The organism is Cryobacterium inferilacus, assembly GCF_019599185.1.
GTDB classification, from domain to species: Bacteria; Actinomycetota; Actinomycetes; order Actinomycetales; family Microbacteriaceae; genus Cryobacterium; species Cryobacterium inferilacus.
Genome location: NZ_JAIEUL010000006.1, coordinates 108555 through 123668, shown reverse-complemented (window position 1 = coordinate 123668; position 15114 = coordinate 108555). Strand labels below are relative to the sequence as shown.

Below are 15114 nucleotides of genomic sequence, written 5' to 3'. Positions count from 1 at the left end.
ACACTCATCAGAAAACCCCCCTCAGGGAAGGTGCCGGCGTTGACATCATTCGAGACCGAATTGCGTCGGGTCGTGCAGCCGCGCGCCCGGGTCATCATCGACAACGACTTCTCCGGCGACCCCGACGGCCTCGTGCAGCTTGCCCACCACGTGCTGTCGCCGTCGGTGCAGATTCGGGCGATCATCGGCTCGCACCTCAAGCCCGGTGACGCGTTCGACCCGTCAGAATGCACCGCCGACAACGCCGCCGCGGCGGCAACCACCGTGCTCGAACTCCTCGGCCGCGCGGGCACGATTCCCGTGCTGACCGGCTCCAACACAGGGATGCCTGACCCGCTGTCTCCGATCAGATCGGCGGCAACGGATGCCATCATCGCCGAGGCCATGCGCACCGACACCGACCTGCCGCTGTACGTGGCCTGCGGGGCCGGCCTCACCGAGATCGCCAGCGCCTACCTGCTCGAGCCGCGCATCGCCACCCGCCTCACCCTGGTCTGGATCGGCGGTCCCGAACACGACGGCCTGGCCGTTCCGCCGCCCGGGTCGCACGGCCCCGAGTACAACCTCGCCATCGACATCCCCGCCGCCCGGGTGATCTTCGACTCGTTCATGCCGATCTGGCAGGTGCCCCGCGACACCTACCGGCAGACGCTGTTCTCCTGGGCCGAACTGATCACGGATGTGCGCCCGCACGGCGCCATCGGGGCGCACCTGTACGACGCCCTCGCGCGGGTCGCCGTCATGGCCGGCAGCCACGGCCTGCCCCTCGGCGAGACGTACATCCTGGGCGACAGCCCACTCGTGCTGCTCACCGCGCTGCAGTCGTCGTTCGAGGCGGACCCCGCGTCGAGCGCGTACGTCACCCGCACGGTGCCGCGCATCCGTGCCGACGGGTCGTATGACTTCATCCCCCGGCAGGGCCCCCGGCCGATGCGGGTGTACACCCGGCTCGACCTGCGGCTGCTCTTCTCCGACTTCACCACCAAGCTCGCCGCCCACGCCGCCGGCTGACCCCGCCGCCAGCCCCCTCACCGCCGCCCCCTCACCGCAGCGCCGGGCGCATAACTCCTGCAGAATCCCAAAAACTGGCCGAAACCAGCCAGATTCGGGCCGTTTCGGAGAAATTGCAGGAGTTATGCACCCCACCCCATCGGTTCGCTGGTGGAGGGCGGGGTCGGGGCGGGCGTGCCGGCGCCTGACCCACGCATCGGCAGAACCGGGTGATCCAGCGGGTTGTTCAGCCGGGCATCCATCGGCCGGCTCGCCGGGCACCCCAGAACGGGCCCTCGAGCGTGTCGAGGCCGAACGGTGACAACGGTCACTGGGAGGATCGGAGCCATGGACTCACTGACGATCTCCGGCCCGCACGGCTCCATCCCGCTTCGTCTCTACCGGGCCGCGGCGCCGCAGGGCGCGCGGACCCCCGGGCTGGTCTGGGCGCACGGCGGCGGGTTTGCCTGGGGTGACCTGCAGATGCCCGAGGCGCACTGGGTGTCCGAGCAGCTCGCCGCCGGCGGTATCACCGTGATCAGCGTGGACTACCGGCTGGCACCGGTGTCGGCGGCCCTGAGCGCCAGCGAACCGGCCCGCCCCGGGGTGCTCTTCCCGGTCGCCTCCGAGGAGGTCGCCGCGGCCTACCGCTGGGCGTTCGACCAGGCCGAGCAGTACGGCATCGACCCCGACCGGCTGGCACTGGGCGGGGCGAGCGCCGGCGGCGACCTGGCCGCTGGCGTGGGGCTGCGGTTGCGGGACGCGGGCGGCGCGCAGCCGGCGTCGCTGCTACTGGCCTACCCGACCGTGCACAGCGCCCTGCCGCAACCGGCCGCGGAACTGGCGCGGCAGATCGCGGCGCTGCCCGCCGACGCCCGGTTCGAGCCCGACGACGTGCGCGCGATGAACCTCAACTACGTGGGCGACCCCGCCGAGCTCGGCAACCCCTACGCCTTCCCCGGCGGTCACGACCTGGCCGGGCTGCCGCCGACGTTCATCCTCAACTCCGAGCACGACAGCCTGCGAGCCTCGGGGCAGGCCTTCGCCGCCGAACTCGCCTTGGCCGGCGTTGACGTGACCGTCGTGCGCGAGCCGGGCACCCGGCACGGCCACCTGAACGAGCCGGAGAATCCCGGCGCGCACGCCAGCATCCGTCGTATGCTCGCCTGGCTCACCGGCCCGGCCGAGTCGCGCCCCACCGCCCTCGGTGGTGCATAACTCCGGCATTTTCTGCCGGCCGTAGGCACGGATGCCGGAAAGACGCGGGAGCATCCGCCGCCGATCAGGAATTGCAGGAGTTATGCAGCCGCGCCCGGGGTGAGGGCGAGGGTCAGGAAGACGCTGTGCGGGTCGAGGGCGTAGCCGGCGAAGGGTGGGCACTCGGTGAAACCGTGCCGGGTGTAGAGCCGGCGTGCCGGGGCGAAGAACTCCTCCGTGCCGGTCTCCAGGGAGAGCCGCTCGGTGCCCCGCCGGCGGGCCTCGGCCACGATCGAGCTGAGAAGTAGCCCGGCCACGCCCCGGCCGCGCGCGGCGGGCGTGGTGCGCATGGACTTGATCTCACCGTGCACCGCGGTGAGCCGTTTGAGCGCCCCACAGCCCAGCAGGGTGCCGTTCTCGCGGGCCGTCCAGAACGAGATCTCCGGTGCCGACAGGGCCGAGTGGTCGAGGGAATGCACGCTCTCGGCCGGCGACGTGGCGAACATATCGGCCAGGTGCTCGTCGAGCAGCAGCCGCACGTCCTCCCGGGTGGGGTCGTCGAGGTCGATCCGAATCATGTCTGACAATGTACCGGCCGGGTCAGGGCGCCGGAGGCAGCCCGGCGGCAATGGCCTGCAGCGCGGCCACGTGGATGCGCATGGCCGCGATCCCCGCGGCCGTGGCGGTGAGCCAGGTGCGCGGCCGGTTGCCCACATAGCCCTTGCGCACGGTGAGGTAGCCCGCCGCGCTGAGGGTGCTGATGGCCTTGCTCAGGGCCGAATCGTCGGTCTCGAGCAGCTCGCGCAGGGTGGCGAAGTCGATTTCGACATCCGCTCGCAGTGCCGCCATCACCGAGAAGCGAAGCGGGGTGAGCAGCGCATCGTCGAGATTGTGCCGGGGGTGAAGTCCGGCCATCAGGCCTCCCAGATGGGTGCGGGGCGAAACGCCGCCACGACCACCGGGGCCGCGATGAGAATGCCGCCGACGACGCTCACCACGGTGAGGTCCCAGCTGGTGCGGGCCAGCACCACCGAGAGGGTAAGTGTGAACACGTAGGAGCACCCGAACGCGGTCCACTGGGTGCGGCCCCAGTCTTCGGCGAGCCGGTCCAGGCCGATGCGGGTCGAGCGGGTGCCGAACAGAAAGAGAAAGAAGATCGTCGGCACGACTATGCCGGCGAGGCCGAAGGCGGGCGCGGTGACCACGCCGATGGCGCCCAACCAGAGACCGAGGACGGCGGTGCCCGTGCGCCCCGATGCGCTGAGGACGCCGGACAGCGCGGCCTCGGGGCGCCGGACCCCGGCGCGCTTGGCGTGCAGCGCCGACCGGATCGCCAGCACCACGACCGGTGCCGCGGCAACACTCACGACGCTCAGCGCGACAGGCAACGACGCGCCAGGTGCGAAGAACGCCAGGTAGCCGATCGAGAGCAGCGGAAGAACACTGGCGAGGCCATAAACAAAACGGCGCCGTTTCACCGTTGGACGTTTGGCTCGATGCAGGCTCTGGCCGAGTCCGTCGCAGAGCGTGCTGGCCGCCAGGAACGCCGACAGCACCAGAAAGCCCACCGACAGCCCGTCTGTGGGGGTGTGCACGATCCCGGGGATCAGTCCGGTGCCGGAGAACGCGAAGGCCAGCGCATAAAGCAGCACGGCCACAGCCAGCCACGCGTCGATGACGGCCTGCGTCCGCGTGTCGATGGCCTCGCGCACCCGGATACTGACGGCGTCGCTGGCCTGCAGCATCCGTGCGGCCGCATCCGGCTGTGGGCGGTCGTTGATGTACTGGTCGCTCATTGTGTCCCCCCGATCACCGCGACGATCCCGCCGCACGGTCAATCTAGCATCTACTTGCCATCTGGCAAGCGCCCCTCTCCTAACCCGCCGCCACGCATAACTCCTGCAGAATTTCACGGCGAGACGACGGATGCCTCGAATCACGGGGCCGGCGACCCCGGGCATCCGAGAATTGCAGGAGTTGTGCCTCGCGCTTGGGTGAGACCGCGGCGGAGGAGCCGGTTTCGGCGGGCCGGCTGCTCCCGAGGCGCCGCCGCATTGAGCGCCGCCGCTTCTGAATCGCATCGCGGATGGGTGTTGTACTTCTGGAGCGGGCCTCCGTACCGTGAGAGAAGCGCGGCCACGCTGTTGTGGGCCGTCGCCAATCGACGCCTCGCCCGCTCGCGGGCCCTGAGCGTCCAGTCGAAAGGACCCCTCGTGAAGACCTTCACCATGCCAGGCACCGACATCGTCGCCCCCAACATCCTGCTGGGGCTGATGCGCATCGCCGACAAGACCGACGACGAGGTGCGTGAGCTCGTACGCACCGCCCGCGACTCCGGCATCGACTTCCTCGACCACGCCGACGTCTACGGCAACGAACGGCACGGCTGTGAGCGCCGCTTCGCCGAGGCGCTGCAGCTGACGCCCGCGCAGCGCGACGAGTACACCATCCAGACCAAGACCGGTATCCGCGACGGCTACTTCGACTTCTCCTACGAGCACATCATCGAGTCGGTCGAGGGCTCCCTGGCCGCACTGCAGACGGACCGCATCGACATTCTGCTGCTGCACCGGCCCGACGCGCTCGTCGAGCCCGACGAGGTCGCCCGGGCGTTCGACGAGCTCGAGGCCGCCGGCAAGGTGCGAGCCTTCGGCGTCTCCAACCACACGCCGCGCCAGATCGACCTGCTCCGCGCCTCCGTGCGTCAGCCCATCGTGGCCAACCAGCTGCAGCTCTCGATCACGCACGCGCCGATCATCGCGCAGGGCGTGGCGGGCAACATGCTCGCCGAGCAGCAGTCGGTGACCCTCGACGGCGGCGGCATCGTGGACTACTGCCGTCTGAACAACATCACTATCCAGGCCTGGTCGCCGTTCCAGGCCGGCTTCTTCACCGGCGTGTTCCTCGGGTCGCCCGATCACCCCAAGCTCAACGCCGTCATCGACCGGCTCGCCGCCCAGTACGACGTGCCGGCCATCGCCATCGCCACGGCCTGGATCACCCGACACCCCGCGCAGATGCAGGTCGTGCTGGGCACCACCAGCCCCGAGCGGGTCGCGGGCGCCGCGCAGGGCTCCGACCTGGTGCTCACCCGAGCCGAATGGTACGAACTGTTCCGCGCCGCTGGCCACATCGTTCCATAGCCGGCACCGGCGTGGTCGCCCTACAGCCGCAGCTCCCCGGCGACGAGCTGTCTGGCGACCACGCTCAGTGACATCTGTTGGGCGCGTGCGTGCCCACGGATGCGTTCGAAGGCCGCATCCATCGACAGCTGGTGGGTCTCGGCGATGACCCCCTTGGCCTGCTCGATCACGATCCGGCTCGACAGCGCCTGCTGCAGCTGATCGCGAATCGTCGAGGCGTCACGGATGGTGCGCTCCTGCAGGATCCCGATCGTCGCCACATCCGCGAGGGCCTGTGCCGCCCGGATGTCGTGCCGGCCGAGTTCCCCGCGCTCGTTGCGCATCAGGTTGAGCGTGCCGATCGTCGTCTCGCGCAGTCGCAACGGGATGGCGTAGACGGAGTGGATGCCCTGGGCGCTGGCGGTGCGGCTGAAGTCGGGCCAGCGGTCGACGTCGACGTCGATGTCGGGCACCGAGACCACGGTGCGGGTCGTGAACGACTCCAGGCACGGGCCGGCGTTGGCATCCAGCTGCATGATCTCCACCAGGGTGTTCGCCTCGCTCGTGGACGCCACCACCTCCAGATCGCCGGTTTCGTTCATCAGCAGGATGCCGGCGGAGTCGACGTCGAGCAGGTCGTGGCAGTACTCCACCAGTGATTGCAGCAGATCGAGCACGTCGTAGCCGACCACGAGGGTGTCGGCGAGTGTCGCAAAGGCGTCGAAAAGTTGTTCGGTGTGCGTCGTCTCGATCACGGTGTTACCTCGTCAGTCTCCGAAAGGTCGCCGAATCGGATGCGGCGGTTGATGATGTCCTCGGCGACCTCACGCATCGGACGGTCGTCGGCGAATGCCCTGGCCTGAATGAGCAGGTAGGCATCGTCGGCGGTCGACCCCACCTGGGCGAGCACCATGCCCGTGGCCTGGTGGATCAGCCGGCGGGAGAACGTGGTCGTCTCGGGCGTGGTGGCTTCGCTGATGGCGTGCCGCAGGAGAATACGGCTGACGACCGCCGACAGCACCAGGGCCTGCTTCTGCTGCCGGGCGGTCAGGGTCCCCGGCGTGGACGAGTACAGGTCGACGGCACCGATCTCCAACGGCCCGAACATCAGCGGGAACGCGAAAATGGCGGCGACGTCCTCCTGCCGGATCGCAGGCGTGAAAGCCGGCCAGGAGGCGCTGGTGGCGAAGTCCGGCTCGAGCACGGGCGCCCGGGTAGCCAGGGCGTCCCAGCACGGTCCTTCGCCGAGGTCGAACTGCAGCTCGTCCACCCGCTGCGCCCGGGCATCCGTGGCCGAGATCGTCTCGGCGCTGAGCAGCGACCCAAAGGTCGAGACCGAGGCGCCGGTTACGGGGAGGAAGCGCACGAACGGGCGGGCGAGTTCGGTGAGGTTTCCACCGGATTCGGACAGCGCCTCGGATGCGGTTCGGAATGGGTCGACGGTCATCGCTCCACCTCGTCTCTTTTTGGCAACCCTACGCTGCGCTGAAACTGACACAAGTACTTGACTTTCGGGTGCGGATGCCTGACGCACAACTCCTGCAATTCTCGTGCCGCGGGCGACGGATGCCCGTGATTCTGCGGGTGCCGGCTCGGCCGAACCAGAAACAGCAGGAGTTATGCATCCGCACCTCGGCATCCTCGCCGGCGGGCTACTGGTCGGCGTGCGCCTCGAGGAATTCGTAGACCTCGGTGTCGTCGACGCCGGGGAAGGTGCCGGAGGGTAGCGGGGAGAGCACGTGCGCGTGTAGCCGGGCGCTGGGCCAGGCCTGCCCGGCCCAACGCGCGGCGACGGCACCGGAGGGGCGTCGGCAGCAGGACTCGTCCGGGCAGCGGGACACCGCGCGCTGCGTGGTCTCCCGGCCGCGGAACCACTTGGCTTGCGCGAATGGGGCACCGACGCTGATCGAGAATTCGCCATCCGCGGTGCTGCCGGTCTGGGTGGCGCACCAGAACGTGCCGGCCGGGGTGTCGGTGTACTGGTAGAACTCGGTGGTGCGGTTGGTGTGCGTGAATGCGCTGCGGGCGCTCCACTGCTTGCAGACCAGCTGGCCCTCGATCGAACCGGTGACGTCGGCGGGCAGCGGCAGGCCGTCGTTCTCGTAGCCCTTCTGCAGCGCGCCGTCTCCGGAGACCCGGAGGAAGTGCACGGTCATGTCCAGGTGTGTGGTGGCCAGGTTGGTCAGCCGCAGGGCCGCGGCCTCGTGGGTGACCCCGAACGCGTCGCGCAGGTCCTCCACCGAGAGCACCCGGTCGCGTTTGGCGTTCTGCAGGAAGGAGCGGGTCGCCTCGAGCGGCATCAGGCAGCAGGCCGCGAAGTAGTTGATCTCCAGCCGCTGCCAGAGGAACTCGGCGTAGCTGGCGGGCCGTTCGTGGCCGAGAAGCCGGTGCCCCATCGCCTGCAGCGCCATCGACCGCAGCCCGTGCCCGCCGGGAATCGACGCCGGCGGCAGGTAGATCCGGTGGTTGGCCAGGTCGGTCACCGAGCGGGTGGAGTGCGGCAGGTCGTTCACGTAGATCAGGGTGAAGCCGAGCTGCTCGGCCATGACGCTCACCTCGCGGTGGGTGAGCGCGCCAGAGACATGCCCGGAGGAGCGCACCCGCTCCTCGGCGAGCTTCTCGATGTCGGGCATGTAGTTGCCGCGCTGGCGCATCCGTTCACGCAGCTCGGTGTTGGCCCGGCGGGCCTCCTCCGGTGTAGCGATGGCCTCGCTGGCCCGGCGGGCCAACTCGCGATGCAGCCCCACGAGCGATTCGATCGCCGGCAGCGGCATGCCCTTGGTGATCTTCACCTGCGGCAGGCCGAGCGCCCCGTAGAGCGGGTTCTTCTGCGCCCTGGCCAGCTCGATCTCCAGCGCCGCCCTGGTGTTGGGTGCCTCGCCGCTCAGCAGCTCGGCCAGCGGCACCGCCAGGGCCTGCGCCAGGCTCTGCAGGGTGGAGAGCTTGGGCTCGCGCCGGCCGTTCTCGATCAGGGAGAGCTGGCTGGCCGCCAGGCCCACCCGCTCGCCGAGCTGGTCCAGAGTGAGCGCGCGCTCGCTGCGAAAGTGACGGATGCGATGACCCAAGGTGACGAGGTCGGAGGCCGGCGTTGGCATTCCTTAAGCATACGTAAAGAACCGTGATTCTTAACGATGTTTTTTCCGTTCTGGGCGCGGATTGGGCCGCATTCTTGAGGAACAGGACGAAATTAGCGTTCCTGCCCGACACTTTCCGCCCCGTCCGCACACTGAGGAAGGCCAGACCATGACCGTCACGCACCCCGGCCCCGACACGATCCGCGCCCACACCCCCGCCGTCCAGACCGCCGGGGGCGCGCCCCTCTACGGCGCCCCGACCGGCACGACCGACCCCGCCCTGCAGGCCTGGGTCGACGAGATGGCCCGCCTCACCCAGCCCGACGATATCGTCTGGTGCACCGGCACCGCGCAGGAGGCCGACGTGCTGTCCAAGCAGCTCGTCGCCGAGGGCAAGCTCATCCGGCTCAACCCGGAATGGCGGCCCAACAGCTTCCTCGCCCGCACCAGCCCGACCGATGTGGCCCGGGTGGAGGACCGCACCTTCATCTGCTCCACCCTGCGTGAGGATGCCGGCCCCACCAACAACTGGGCCGACCCCGCCCAGATGCGCGCCGAGCTGAACGGGGTCTTCGCCGGCAGCATGCGCGGCCGCACGATGTACGTGGTGCCGTTCTCGATGGGTCCGCTCGGTGGCCCCATCTCGCAGCTCGGCGTGGAGCTCACCGACTCGCCCTACGTGGTGCTGAACATGGGCATCATGACGCGGATGGGCCGGGCCGTGCTACACCAGATCGAGGCCGGCACCCCGTGGGTGCGCACGGTGCACAGCGTGGGCTTCCCGCTCGTCGACGCACTGGGCGCCCGCCGGGCCGACGTCACCTGGCCCTGCAACGACACCAAGTACATCGTGCAGTTCCCCGAATCCCGCGAGGTCTGGTCGTTCGGCTCCGGCTACGGCGGCAACGCGCTGCTGTCGAAGAAGTCGTTCGCGCTGCGGATCGCCTCGGTGATGGCCCGCGACGAGGGCTGGCTGGCCGAGCACATGCTGCTGATCAAGGTCACGTCCCCGGAGGGCGGCACGTACCACGTGGCCGCCGCGTTCCCGTCGGCCTGCGGCAAGACCAACCTGTCGATGCTGCAGCCCACCATCACCGGCTGGAAGGTGGAGACCATCGGCGACGACATCGCCTGGCTGCGGCCCGGCGACGACGGCCGGCTCTGGGCGATCAACCCCGAGGCCGGGTTCTTCGGCGTCGCCCCCGGCACCGGCGAGACGACCAACCCCACCGCCGTGCAGACCGTGTGGGGCAACACCATCTTCACCAACGTCGCCCTCCGCGACGACGGCGACGTCTGGTGGGAGGGCCTGACCGACACCCCGCCCGCGCACCTCACCGACTGGGAGGGCAACTCCTGGACGCCCGGGTCCGGTCGCCCCGCCGCGCATCCCAACTCCCGCTTCACCGTGCCGGCGGCGCAGTGCCCGTCGATCGCCGACAGCTGGGAAGACATCGGTGGGGTCCCGATCGACGCCATTCTGTTCGGCGGCCGCCGCGCCACCAACGTGCCGCTGGTCGCGGAGGCCCGCAGCTGGAAGCACGGCGTGTTCATGGGCGCCACCATCTCCTCGGAGAAGACCGCCGCCGCAGAGGGCACCGTGGGCGAGCTGCGCCGGGACCCGTTCGCGATGCTGCCGTTCTGCGGCTACAACATGGCCGACTACTGGGCGCACTGGCTGCGGGTCGGCCGGGGCCTTGGCGCGAAGGCGCCCGCGATCTTCCAGGTCAACTGGTTCCGCAAGGGCGAGGACGGCAGCTTCCTCTGGCCGGGCTTCGGCGAGAACTCCCGGGTGCTCGAGTGGATCATTCGCCGGGTCGAAGGCAGTGTCGACGCCGTCGACACCCCGATCGGCCGGATGCCGGTGCCCGGCGCCATCAACGTCGACGGTCTCGACCTGACACCGGATGCCCTCGAGCAGCTGTTCCGCATCGACCCGGCCTCCTGGCTGGCAGAGTGCGACCTCACCGAGGAGTTCTTCGGCCGGTTCGGCGGCCGGGTGCCGCCCGCGCTGCGCTCCGAGCTCGCCAGCCTGCGCTACCACCTGGCCACCTAGCGGCGCGTAGCCCGCGCACCTCGCGGCGGCCTGCGCTCAGTGGTTTGCCTCGGTGACGGAATAGGATTTAGTCATCCCGAGGTAAGCGATGAGGTGGATCCGTGGTTCCAGATGGTGATCTGCGGGCGCGGCGTGGCACGAACCTGCCCCGGATGGGCGACTTCAATACCGCCGTCGTGCTCGACGCGATCCGCCGCTCGGTCAACGGCCTCAGCCGGGTGGAACTGGGGCACTCCACCGGGCTGTCCGCGCAGACCGTCTCCAACATCTGTCGCCGGCTGCTGGACCAGGACATGGTGCTCGAAGCCGGCAAGGCCAGCAGCGGTCCCGGCAAGCCGCGCACGATCCTGAAGCTGAACCCCGGCGGCGTGTATGCCGTTGGCGTGCACCTCGACCCGGCGGTGATGACCTTCGCGATCCTCGACCTCACCGGAGCCGTCGTGCACCGATCGCGCAGCGCCACACCCGCGGCCAGCGACCCTGAACACGTCATCCGTCACATCTCGGAGGAGATCGAACGGCTGATCCGTGAGGCCGGAGTGGACCGCGCCAAGATCGCCGGGCTCGGCGTCGCGACGCCGGGGCCGATCGACCCCGAGCGGGGAACCGTCGTCGATCCGCCGCACCTGCTCGGCTGGCACCTGGTGCCGCTGCGTGATGCCCTCGCCCAGGCGACCGGCTTCGAGGTGCTCGTCGACAAGGACGTCACCGCGGCCGCCGTGGCCGAAATGTGGGCGGGCGGGCCCAGCGGGGTGGGCAGCTTCGTGTTCTTCTACCTCGGCACCGGCATCGGGGCTGGCGTGGTGCTGCGCGACGAGGTCGTGCGCGGCAGCTCGCACAACTCCGGAGAAATCGGCCACATCATCGTCGATCCCGACGGTCCGCAATGCGGTTGCGGGCTTCGGGGCTGTGTCGCGGTCACCTGCACCCCGCAGAGCCTGGTGCGGGCGGCGATCGGGCTCGGCGTGCTGACCGCGTCGAAGCCGAACGCGGATGCCCGAGAGACCGATGTGCAGTTCTCGGCCCTGTGCTCGCTCGCCGAGGGCGGGTCGGCCGCGGCGCTGACCGTTCTGGAGCAGTCCGCCGGCCGGGTCGCGAAAGCGGTGTCCGTGCTCACAAACCTGCTCGACGTCGACCGGGTGGTCTTCGGCGGGCCGTACTGGTCGCGGCTGAGCCGGGTGTACCTGCGCCGGATACCCGGCCTGTTGGACGAGCTGACGGTCGCCAGGAGCATCCACCGCATCGAGGTGACGGGCACGGGTGTCGGCGAGGACGTCGGCGCGGTCGGCGCCGCCTGCCTGGTGCTTGACCACGCGCTCGCACCACGCGCGGCCCGGCTGATCCTCGGTTAGTCACAGCTCGATAAAGGTGCCGCCAGGCCCTTGTGCGAATTTATCCATTCGATTTAGTATTCCTGTATGCCACCTGCCGGTAACTGGGCCGGTCAGCGTTTGGGGGGCACGAGCTGGAGCAAAGGAGCACCATGCATCGCAACGCAAAACTCGCCCTGTCCGTGTTGGCGGCAACCTCGATGGTTGCGCTGGCGGGCTGTACGGCTGCCGGGGGCAACGCCGACGGTGACAGCCAATCTCTGAAGATCGTGTACCAGAAGACCGATTCCTTCACGGCTCTGGACGAGCTGTTCACCAAGATCAAGCCGGAGTTCGAGGCCGCGAACCCCGGAGTCACCGTCGAGCTCGAGCCGATCCAGGCCAATGACGACGACTACTCCACCAAGCTCGCGCTCTCGCAGAAGTCCGCCGAGACCGCACCCGACGTGTTCTACGAGGACACCTTCCGGCTGCGCTCCGACATCGACGCGGGATACCTGCTCAACATCGACGACCAGCTCGCCGACTGGGACGAGTGGGGGCAGTTCAGCGAGGGCGCCAAGGCCGCCGGGATGGGCGATGACGGCAGCGTCTACGCCGTTCCGCTGGGCACCGACACCCGGGGCATTTGGTACAGCAAACCGGTCTTCGCCGCCGCGGGCATCGAGCTGCCGTGGCAGCCGGAAACCTGGGACGACATCCTGACCGCGGCCCGCGCCATCCAGGCCAGCCAGCCCGATGTGGTGCCGTTCAACATGTACGCCGGCAAGGGCACCGGGGAGGGCACCGTGATGCAGAGCTTCTACGAGCTGCTCTACGGCACCGGCGACACCCTCTACAACGAGGACGACCAGAAATGGGTGGTCGAATCCCAGGGGTTCAAGGACTCCCTCGAGTTCCTGCAGACGCTCTACACGGAGAAGCTCGCCCTGGACCCGTCCGAGGCGCTGGACCCGAACGTGTGGAAGAAGGTCTTCGGCGAGCTGTTCCCGCAGGGCAAGCTCGGCGGCACCGTCGAAGGCTCGTACACCCCGTCGTTCTGGCAGAGCGGCGGCTCCTACGAGTGGCCGGCGTACACCGAGGACATGGCCGTCGCGACGTTCCCCACCCAGAACGGTGAGGCACCCGGGGGCGTGAGCATGTCGGGCGGCTGGACCCTCGCCGTGGGAGCGAAGACGGCCGACGCCGACCTCGCGTTCGACTTCCTCGCCCTGGCCGTGAGCCAGGAGAACGCACTCTGGTACGCGATCAACAATTCCCAGATCGCCGTGCGCACGGATGTCGCCAGCGAACCGACCTACCTCGCCGCCAACCCGTTCGTGGCCGACGTGACCGCGCTGGTCGACGTGACCCACTACCGGCCGGCGACGAGCGACTACTCCAAGATCTCCGCCGAAGTGCAGGCGGCCACCGAGGCCGTCATCACCGGGCAGATGAGCGTGGATGAGGCGGCGGCCGCGTACGACACCGCCGTGGAGGGCATCGTGGGCGCCGACAAGGTCACCACGAAGTAGTCCATGTCAGCCGAGACCGTATCCCGCTCTCCCCGTGAGACCGCGACCGGGCCGGGACCTTCGGGTTCCGGCCCGCGCCGGCGGCCCCGGGGACGCACCCTGACCCGGGTGCTGCCCCTGGCGCCGGCCGTCGTGCTCCTCGCGATCTTCCTGCTCGGGCCGGTCATCTGGTCGTTCTACGGGTCCTTCACCGACGCGGCCCTCACCGGCTCGAGCGCGCAGGACCCGCAGTGGGTGGGCCTGGACAACTACCTCACCCTGTTCAAGGACCCGGTCTTTCCGCTGTCGCTGTGGCTGACCTTCGTGTTCGTGGTCGCCTCAGCCATCGTCGGACAGAACTTCCTCGGCCTGGGCATCGCCCTGCTGATGAACCGGGCCAGCACGGTGGTCAGCGCCGTGGTCGGCACGGCCGTCGTCGCGGCCTGGGTACTGCCCGAGATCGTCGCCGCCTTCGTCGCCTACGCCTATTTCAGCGAGGACGGCACCCTGAACCAGGTGCTCGCCGCGGCGGGGATGACCGGACCGAACTGGCTGTACAGCTTTCCGATGCTGTCGATCATCCTGGCCAACGCCTGGCGGGGCACCGCGTTCTCGATGATGGTCTACCGGGCGGCGCTGAACGATGTGCCGGTGGAGGTGACGGAGGCCGCCATGATCGACGGCGCCGACGGCATCAAGCGCCTCACCTGGATCACCATCCCGATGATCAAGAACAGCATCGCCACCAACCTGATGCTGATCACCCTGCAGACGCTGTCGGTGTTCACCCTGATCTGGGTGATGACAGCCGGCGGACCCGGCAACGAAAGCACCACCCTGCCGATCATGGCGTTCCAGGAGGCCTTCAAGTTCGGGGACATCGGCTACGGCACCGCCATCGCGACGGTCATGCTGCTCATCGGCGCCGCCTTCTCGCTGGTCTACATTCGGGCGCTGCGCCCAGAAAAGGTCTGAACCGATGACCGTCAGCACCCTCGCCAGCTCGGTCGCCTCGCCCCGCAAGGCCACCGCCGCGATCCTGGCCAACGCCGTACTCATCGTGATCGCGCTGTGCTTCCTGCTGCCGTTGGCCTGGCTGGTCCTGGCCTCCCTCGATGTCAAGGCCACCTACCAGACCCAGATCCCCGAGCAGCTGTCCCTGGCCAACTTCGCCGCGGTGTTCAACCCCGAGCTGACCTTCCTGCCGCTCTGGAACAGCCTCCTGCTCTCCGGCGGCGCCGCCGTGGTCACCGTGTTGGCGTCGGTGCTGGCCGCCTACCCGCTCTCCAGGTACACCATGCGGTTCAACAAACCGTTCATGTACGGCGTCCTGTTCGGCACCTGCCTGCCCATCACCGCGATCATGGTGCCGGTGTACAGCCTGTTCGTCCGGCTGAATCTGCTGGATTCGATTCCCGCCACGATCTTCTTCATGGCCGCGACCTCGCTGCCGATGGCCATCTGGATGACCAAGAACTTCATGGACTCGGTCCCGGTCAGCCTGGAGGAAGCCGCCTGGGTCGACGGGGCATCCGCGATGAACGCCCTCCGGCGCATCGTCGTGCCGCTGATGCGGCCGGGTCTGAGCGTGGTGTTCATCTTCGTGTTCATTCAGGCCTGGGGCAATTTCTTCGTGCCGTTCGTGCTGCTGCTCTCGCCGAGCAAGCAGCCGGCCGCGGTGAGCATCTACAGCTTCTTCGGCCAGTACGGGGCCATCGCCTACGGTCAGCTCGCCGCGTTCTCGGTGCTGTATTCGGTTCCGGTGATCCTGCTCTACGTCCTCGTTTCCCGCGGCATGGGCGGGTCATTCACCATGTCAGGCGCGATCAAGGGTTAGGGAGCGGTACCAGT

General features: G+C 68.8%; 14 protein-coding genes. 8 read left to right on the top strand and 6 right to left on the bottom strand.

Going from position 1 to position 15114, the window contains the following annotated elements; genetic code table 11:
- Positions 1-39: 39 nt before the first annotated feature.
- Together K2F54_RS07615 and K2F54_RS07610 are read left to right on the top strand one after the other, a co-directional pair.
- Positions 40-1011, top strand: coding sequence for a nucleoside hydrolase (locus tag K2F54_RS07615; protein WP_220605263.1), 972 nt, complete (start codon positions 40-42; stop codon positions 1009-1011).
- A 327-nt stretch (positions 1012-1338) separates the two neighbouring features.
- Positions 1339-2208 (top strand): alpha/beta hydrolase, encoded by an 870-nt coding sequence (locus K2F54_RS07610; protein ID WP_220605262.1) that lies wholly within the window; start codon positions 1339-1341, stop codon positions 2206-2208.
- A gap of 80 nt (positions 2209-2288) precedes the next feature.
- Here the strand turns inward: K2F54_RS07610 and K2F54_RS07605 are convergent, their stop codons facing one another.
- Genes K2F54_RS07605 through K2F54_RS07595 form a run of 3 tightly spaced genes read right to left on the bottom strand, consistent with a single transcriptional unit; the run spans position 2289 to position 3983 of the window.
- Positions 2289-2765, bottom strand: coding sequence for a GNAT family N-acetyltransferase (locus K2F54_RS07605; RefSeq protein WP_220605261.1), 477 nt, complete (start codon positions 2763-2765; stop codon positions 2289-2291).
- Positions 2766-2787: 22 nt separating this feature from the next.
- A complete protein-coding gene (locus K2F54_RS07600) occupies positions 2788-3102 on the bottom strand; it encodes a transcriptional regulator (RefSeq protein WP_220605260.1) in 315 nt (104 codons plus the stop codon).
- Positions 3102-3983, bottom strand: coding sequence for a hypothetical protein (locus K2F54_RS07595; RefSeq protein ID WP_220605259.1), 882 nt, complete (start codon positions 3981-3983; stop codon positions 3102-3104). Before K2F54_RS07595 ends, K2F54_RS07600 begins: the two co-directional genes overlap by 1 nt.
- Before the next feature lie 417 nt (positions 3984-4400).
- Between K2F54_RS07595 and K2F54_RS07590 the strand changes: the two genes are divergently transcribed.
- Positions 4401-5330: an aldo/keto reductase gene (locus K2F54_RS07590; protein WP_220605258.1), complete on the top strand. Its 930-nt coding sequence runs from the start codon at positions 4401-4403 to the stop codon at positions 5328-5330.
- A gap of 20 nt (positions 5331-5350) precedes the next feature.
- On the opposite strand, the gene K2F54_RS07585 is transcribed toward K2F54_RS07590, so the two are convergent.
- The 3 genes from K2F54_RS07585 to K2F54_RS07575 all read right to left on the bottom strand — a co-directional run bounded on the left by K2F54_RS07585 (position 5351) and on the right by K2F54_RS07575 (position 8404).
- Entirely contained in the window at positions 5351-6064 is a 714-nt protein-coding gene (locus tag K2F54_RS07585; protein ID WP_220605257.1) for an ANTAR domain-containing protein, read from the bottom strand.
- On the bottom strand, positions 6061-6756 hold the full coding sequence (locus K2F54_RS07580) for a GAF and ANTAR domain-containing protein (RefSeq protein ID WP_220605256.1): 696 nt from the start codon (positions 6754-6756) through the stop codon (positions 6061-6063). Before K2F54_RS07580 ends, K2F54_RS07585 begins: the two co-directional genes overlap by 4 nt.
- A gap of 205 nt (positions 6757-6961) precedes the next feature.
- Entirely contained in the window at positions 6962-8404 is a 1443-nt protein-coding gene (locus K2F54_RS07575; protein ID WP_220605255.1) for a helix-turn-helix domain-containing protein, read from the bottom strand.
- Positions 8405-8552: 148 nt separating this feature from the next.
- Between K2F54_RS07575 and K2F54_RS07570 the strand changes: the two genes are divergently transcribed.
- The 5 genes from K2F54_RS07570 to K2F54_RS07550 all read left to right on the top strand — a co-directional run bounded on the left by K2F54_RS07570 (position 8553) and on the right by K2F54_RS07550 (position 15100).
- Positions 8553-10439 (top strand): phosphoenolpyruvate carboxykinase (GTP), encoded by a 1887-nt coding sequence (locus K2F54_RS07570; protein WP_220605254.1) that lies wholly within the window; start codon positions 8553-8555, stop codon positions 10437-10439.
- A gap of 152 nt (positions 10440-10591) precedes the next feature.
- Positions 10592-11791 carry an ROK family protein gene (locus K2F54_RS07565; RefSeq protein WP_220605253.1) on the top strand — a complete coding sequence of 400 codons (1200 nt, stop codon included), beginning with the start codon at positions 10592-10594 and terminating at the stop codon, positions 11789-11791.
- Positions 11792-11922: 131 nt separating this feature from the next.
- Positions 11923-13284: an extracellular solute-binding protein gene (locus K2F54_RS07560; protein ID WP_220605252.1), complete on the top strand. Its 1362-nt coding sequence runs from the start codon at positions 11923-11925 to the stop codon at positions 13282-13284.
- Between the two features lie 3 nt (positions 13285-13287).
- On the top strand, positions 13288-14238 hold the full coding sequence (locus tag K2F54_RS07555; protein WP_220605251.1) for a carbohydrate ABC transporter permease: 951 nt from the start codon (positions 13288-13290) through the stop codon (positions 14236-14238).
- A 4-nt stretch (positions 14239-14242) separates the two neighbouring features.
- Positions 14243-15100: a carbohydrate ABC transporter permease gene (locus K2F54_RS07550; RefSeq protein ID WP_219901900.1), complete on the top strand. Its 858-nt coding sequence runs from the start codon at positions 14243-14245 to the stop codon at positions 15098-15100.
- Positions 15101-15114: the final 14 nt, after the last annotated feature.

Bases quoted from the DNA above. Each gene is read 5' to 3' on its own strand.
- K2F54_RS07555 (WP_220605251.1), top strand. From the start codon at position 13,288: ATGTCAGCCGAGACCGTATCCCGCTCTCCCCGTGAGACCGCGACCGGG.
- K2F54_RS07600 (WP_220605260.1), bottom strand. From the start codon at position 3,102: ATGGCCGGACTTCACCCCCGGCACAATCTCGACGATGCGCTGCTCACC.
- K2F54_RS07610 (WP_220605262.1), top strand. From the start codon at position 1,339: ATGGACTCACTGACGATCTCCGGCCCGCACGGCTCCATCCCGCTTCGT.
- K2F54_RS07575 (WP_220605255.1), bottom strand. From the start codon at position 8,404: ATGCCAACGCCGGCCTCCGACCTCGTCACCTTGGGTCATCGCATCCGT.
- K2F54_RS07580 (WP_220605256.1), bottom strand. From the start codon at position 6,756: ATGACCGTCGACCCATTCCGAACCGCATCCGAGGCGCTGTCCGAATCC.
- K2F54_RS07565 (WP_220605253.1), top strand. From the start codon at position 10,592: ATGGGCGACTTCAATACCGCCGTCGTGCTCGACGCGATCCGCCGCTCG.
- K2F54_RS07605 (WP_220605261.1), bottom strand. From the start codon at position 2,765: ATGATTCGGATCGACCTCGACGACCCCACCCGGGAGGACGTGCGGCTG.
- K2F54_RS07560 (WP_220605252.1), top strand. From the start codon at position 11,923: ATGCATCGCAACGCAAAACTCGCCCTGTCCGTGTTGGCGGCAACCTCG.
- K2F54_RS07595 (WP_220605259.1), bottom strand. From the start codon at position 3,983: ATGAGCGACCAGTACATCAACGACCGCCCACAGCCGGATGCGGCCGCA.
- K2F54_RS07550 (WP_219901900.1), top strand. From the start codon at position 14,243: ATGACCGTCAGCACCCTCGCCAGCTCGGTCGCCTCGCCCCGCAAGGCC.
- K2F54_RS07570 (WP_220605254.1), top strand. From the start codon at position 8,553: ATGACCGTCACGCACCCCGGCCCCGACACGATCCGCGCCCACACCCCC.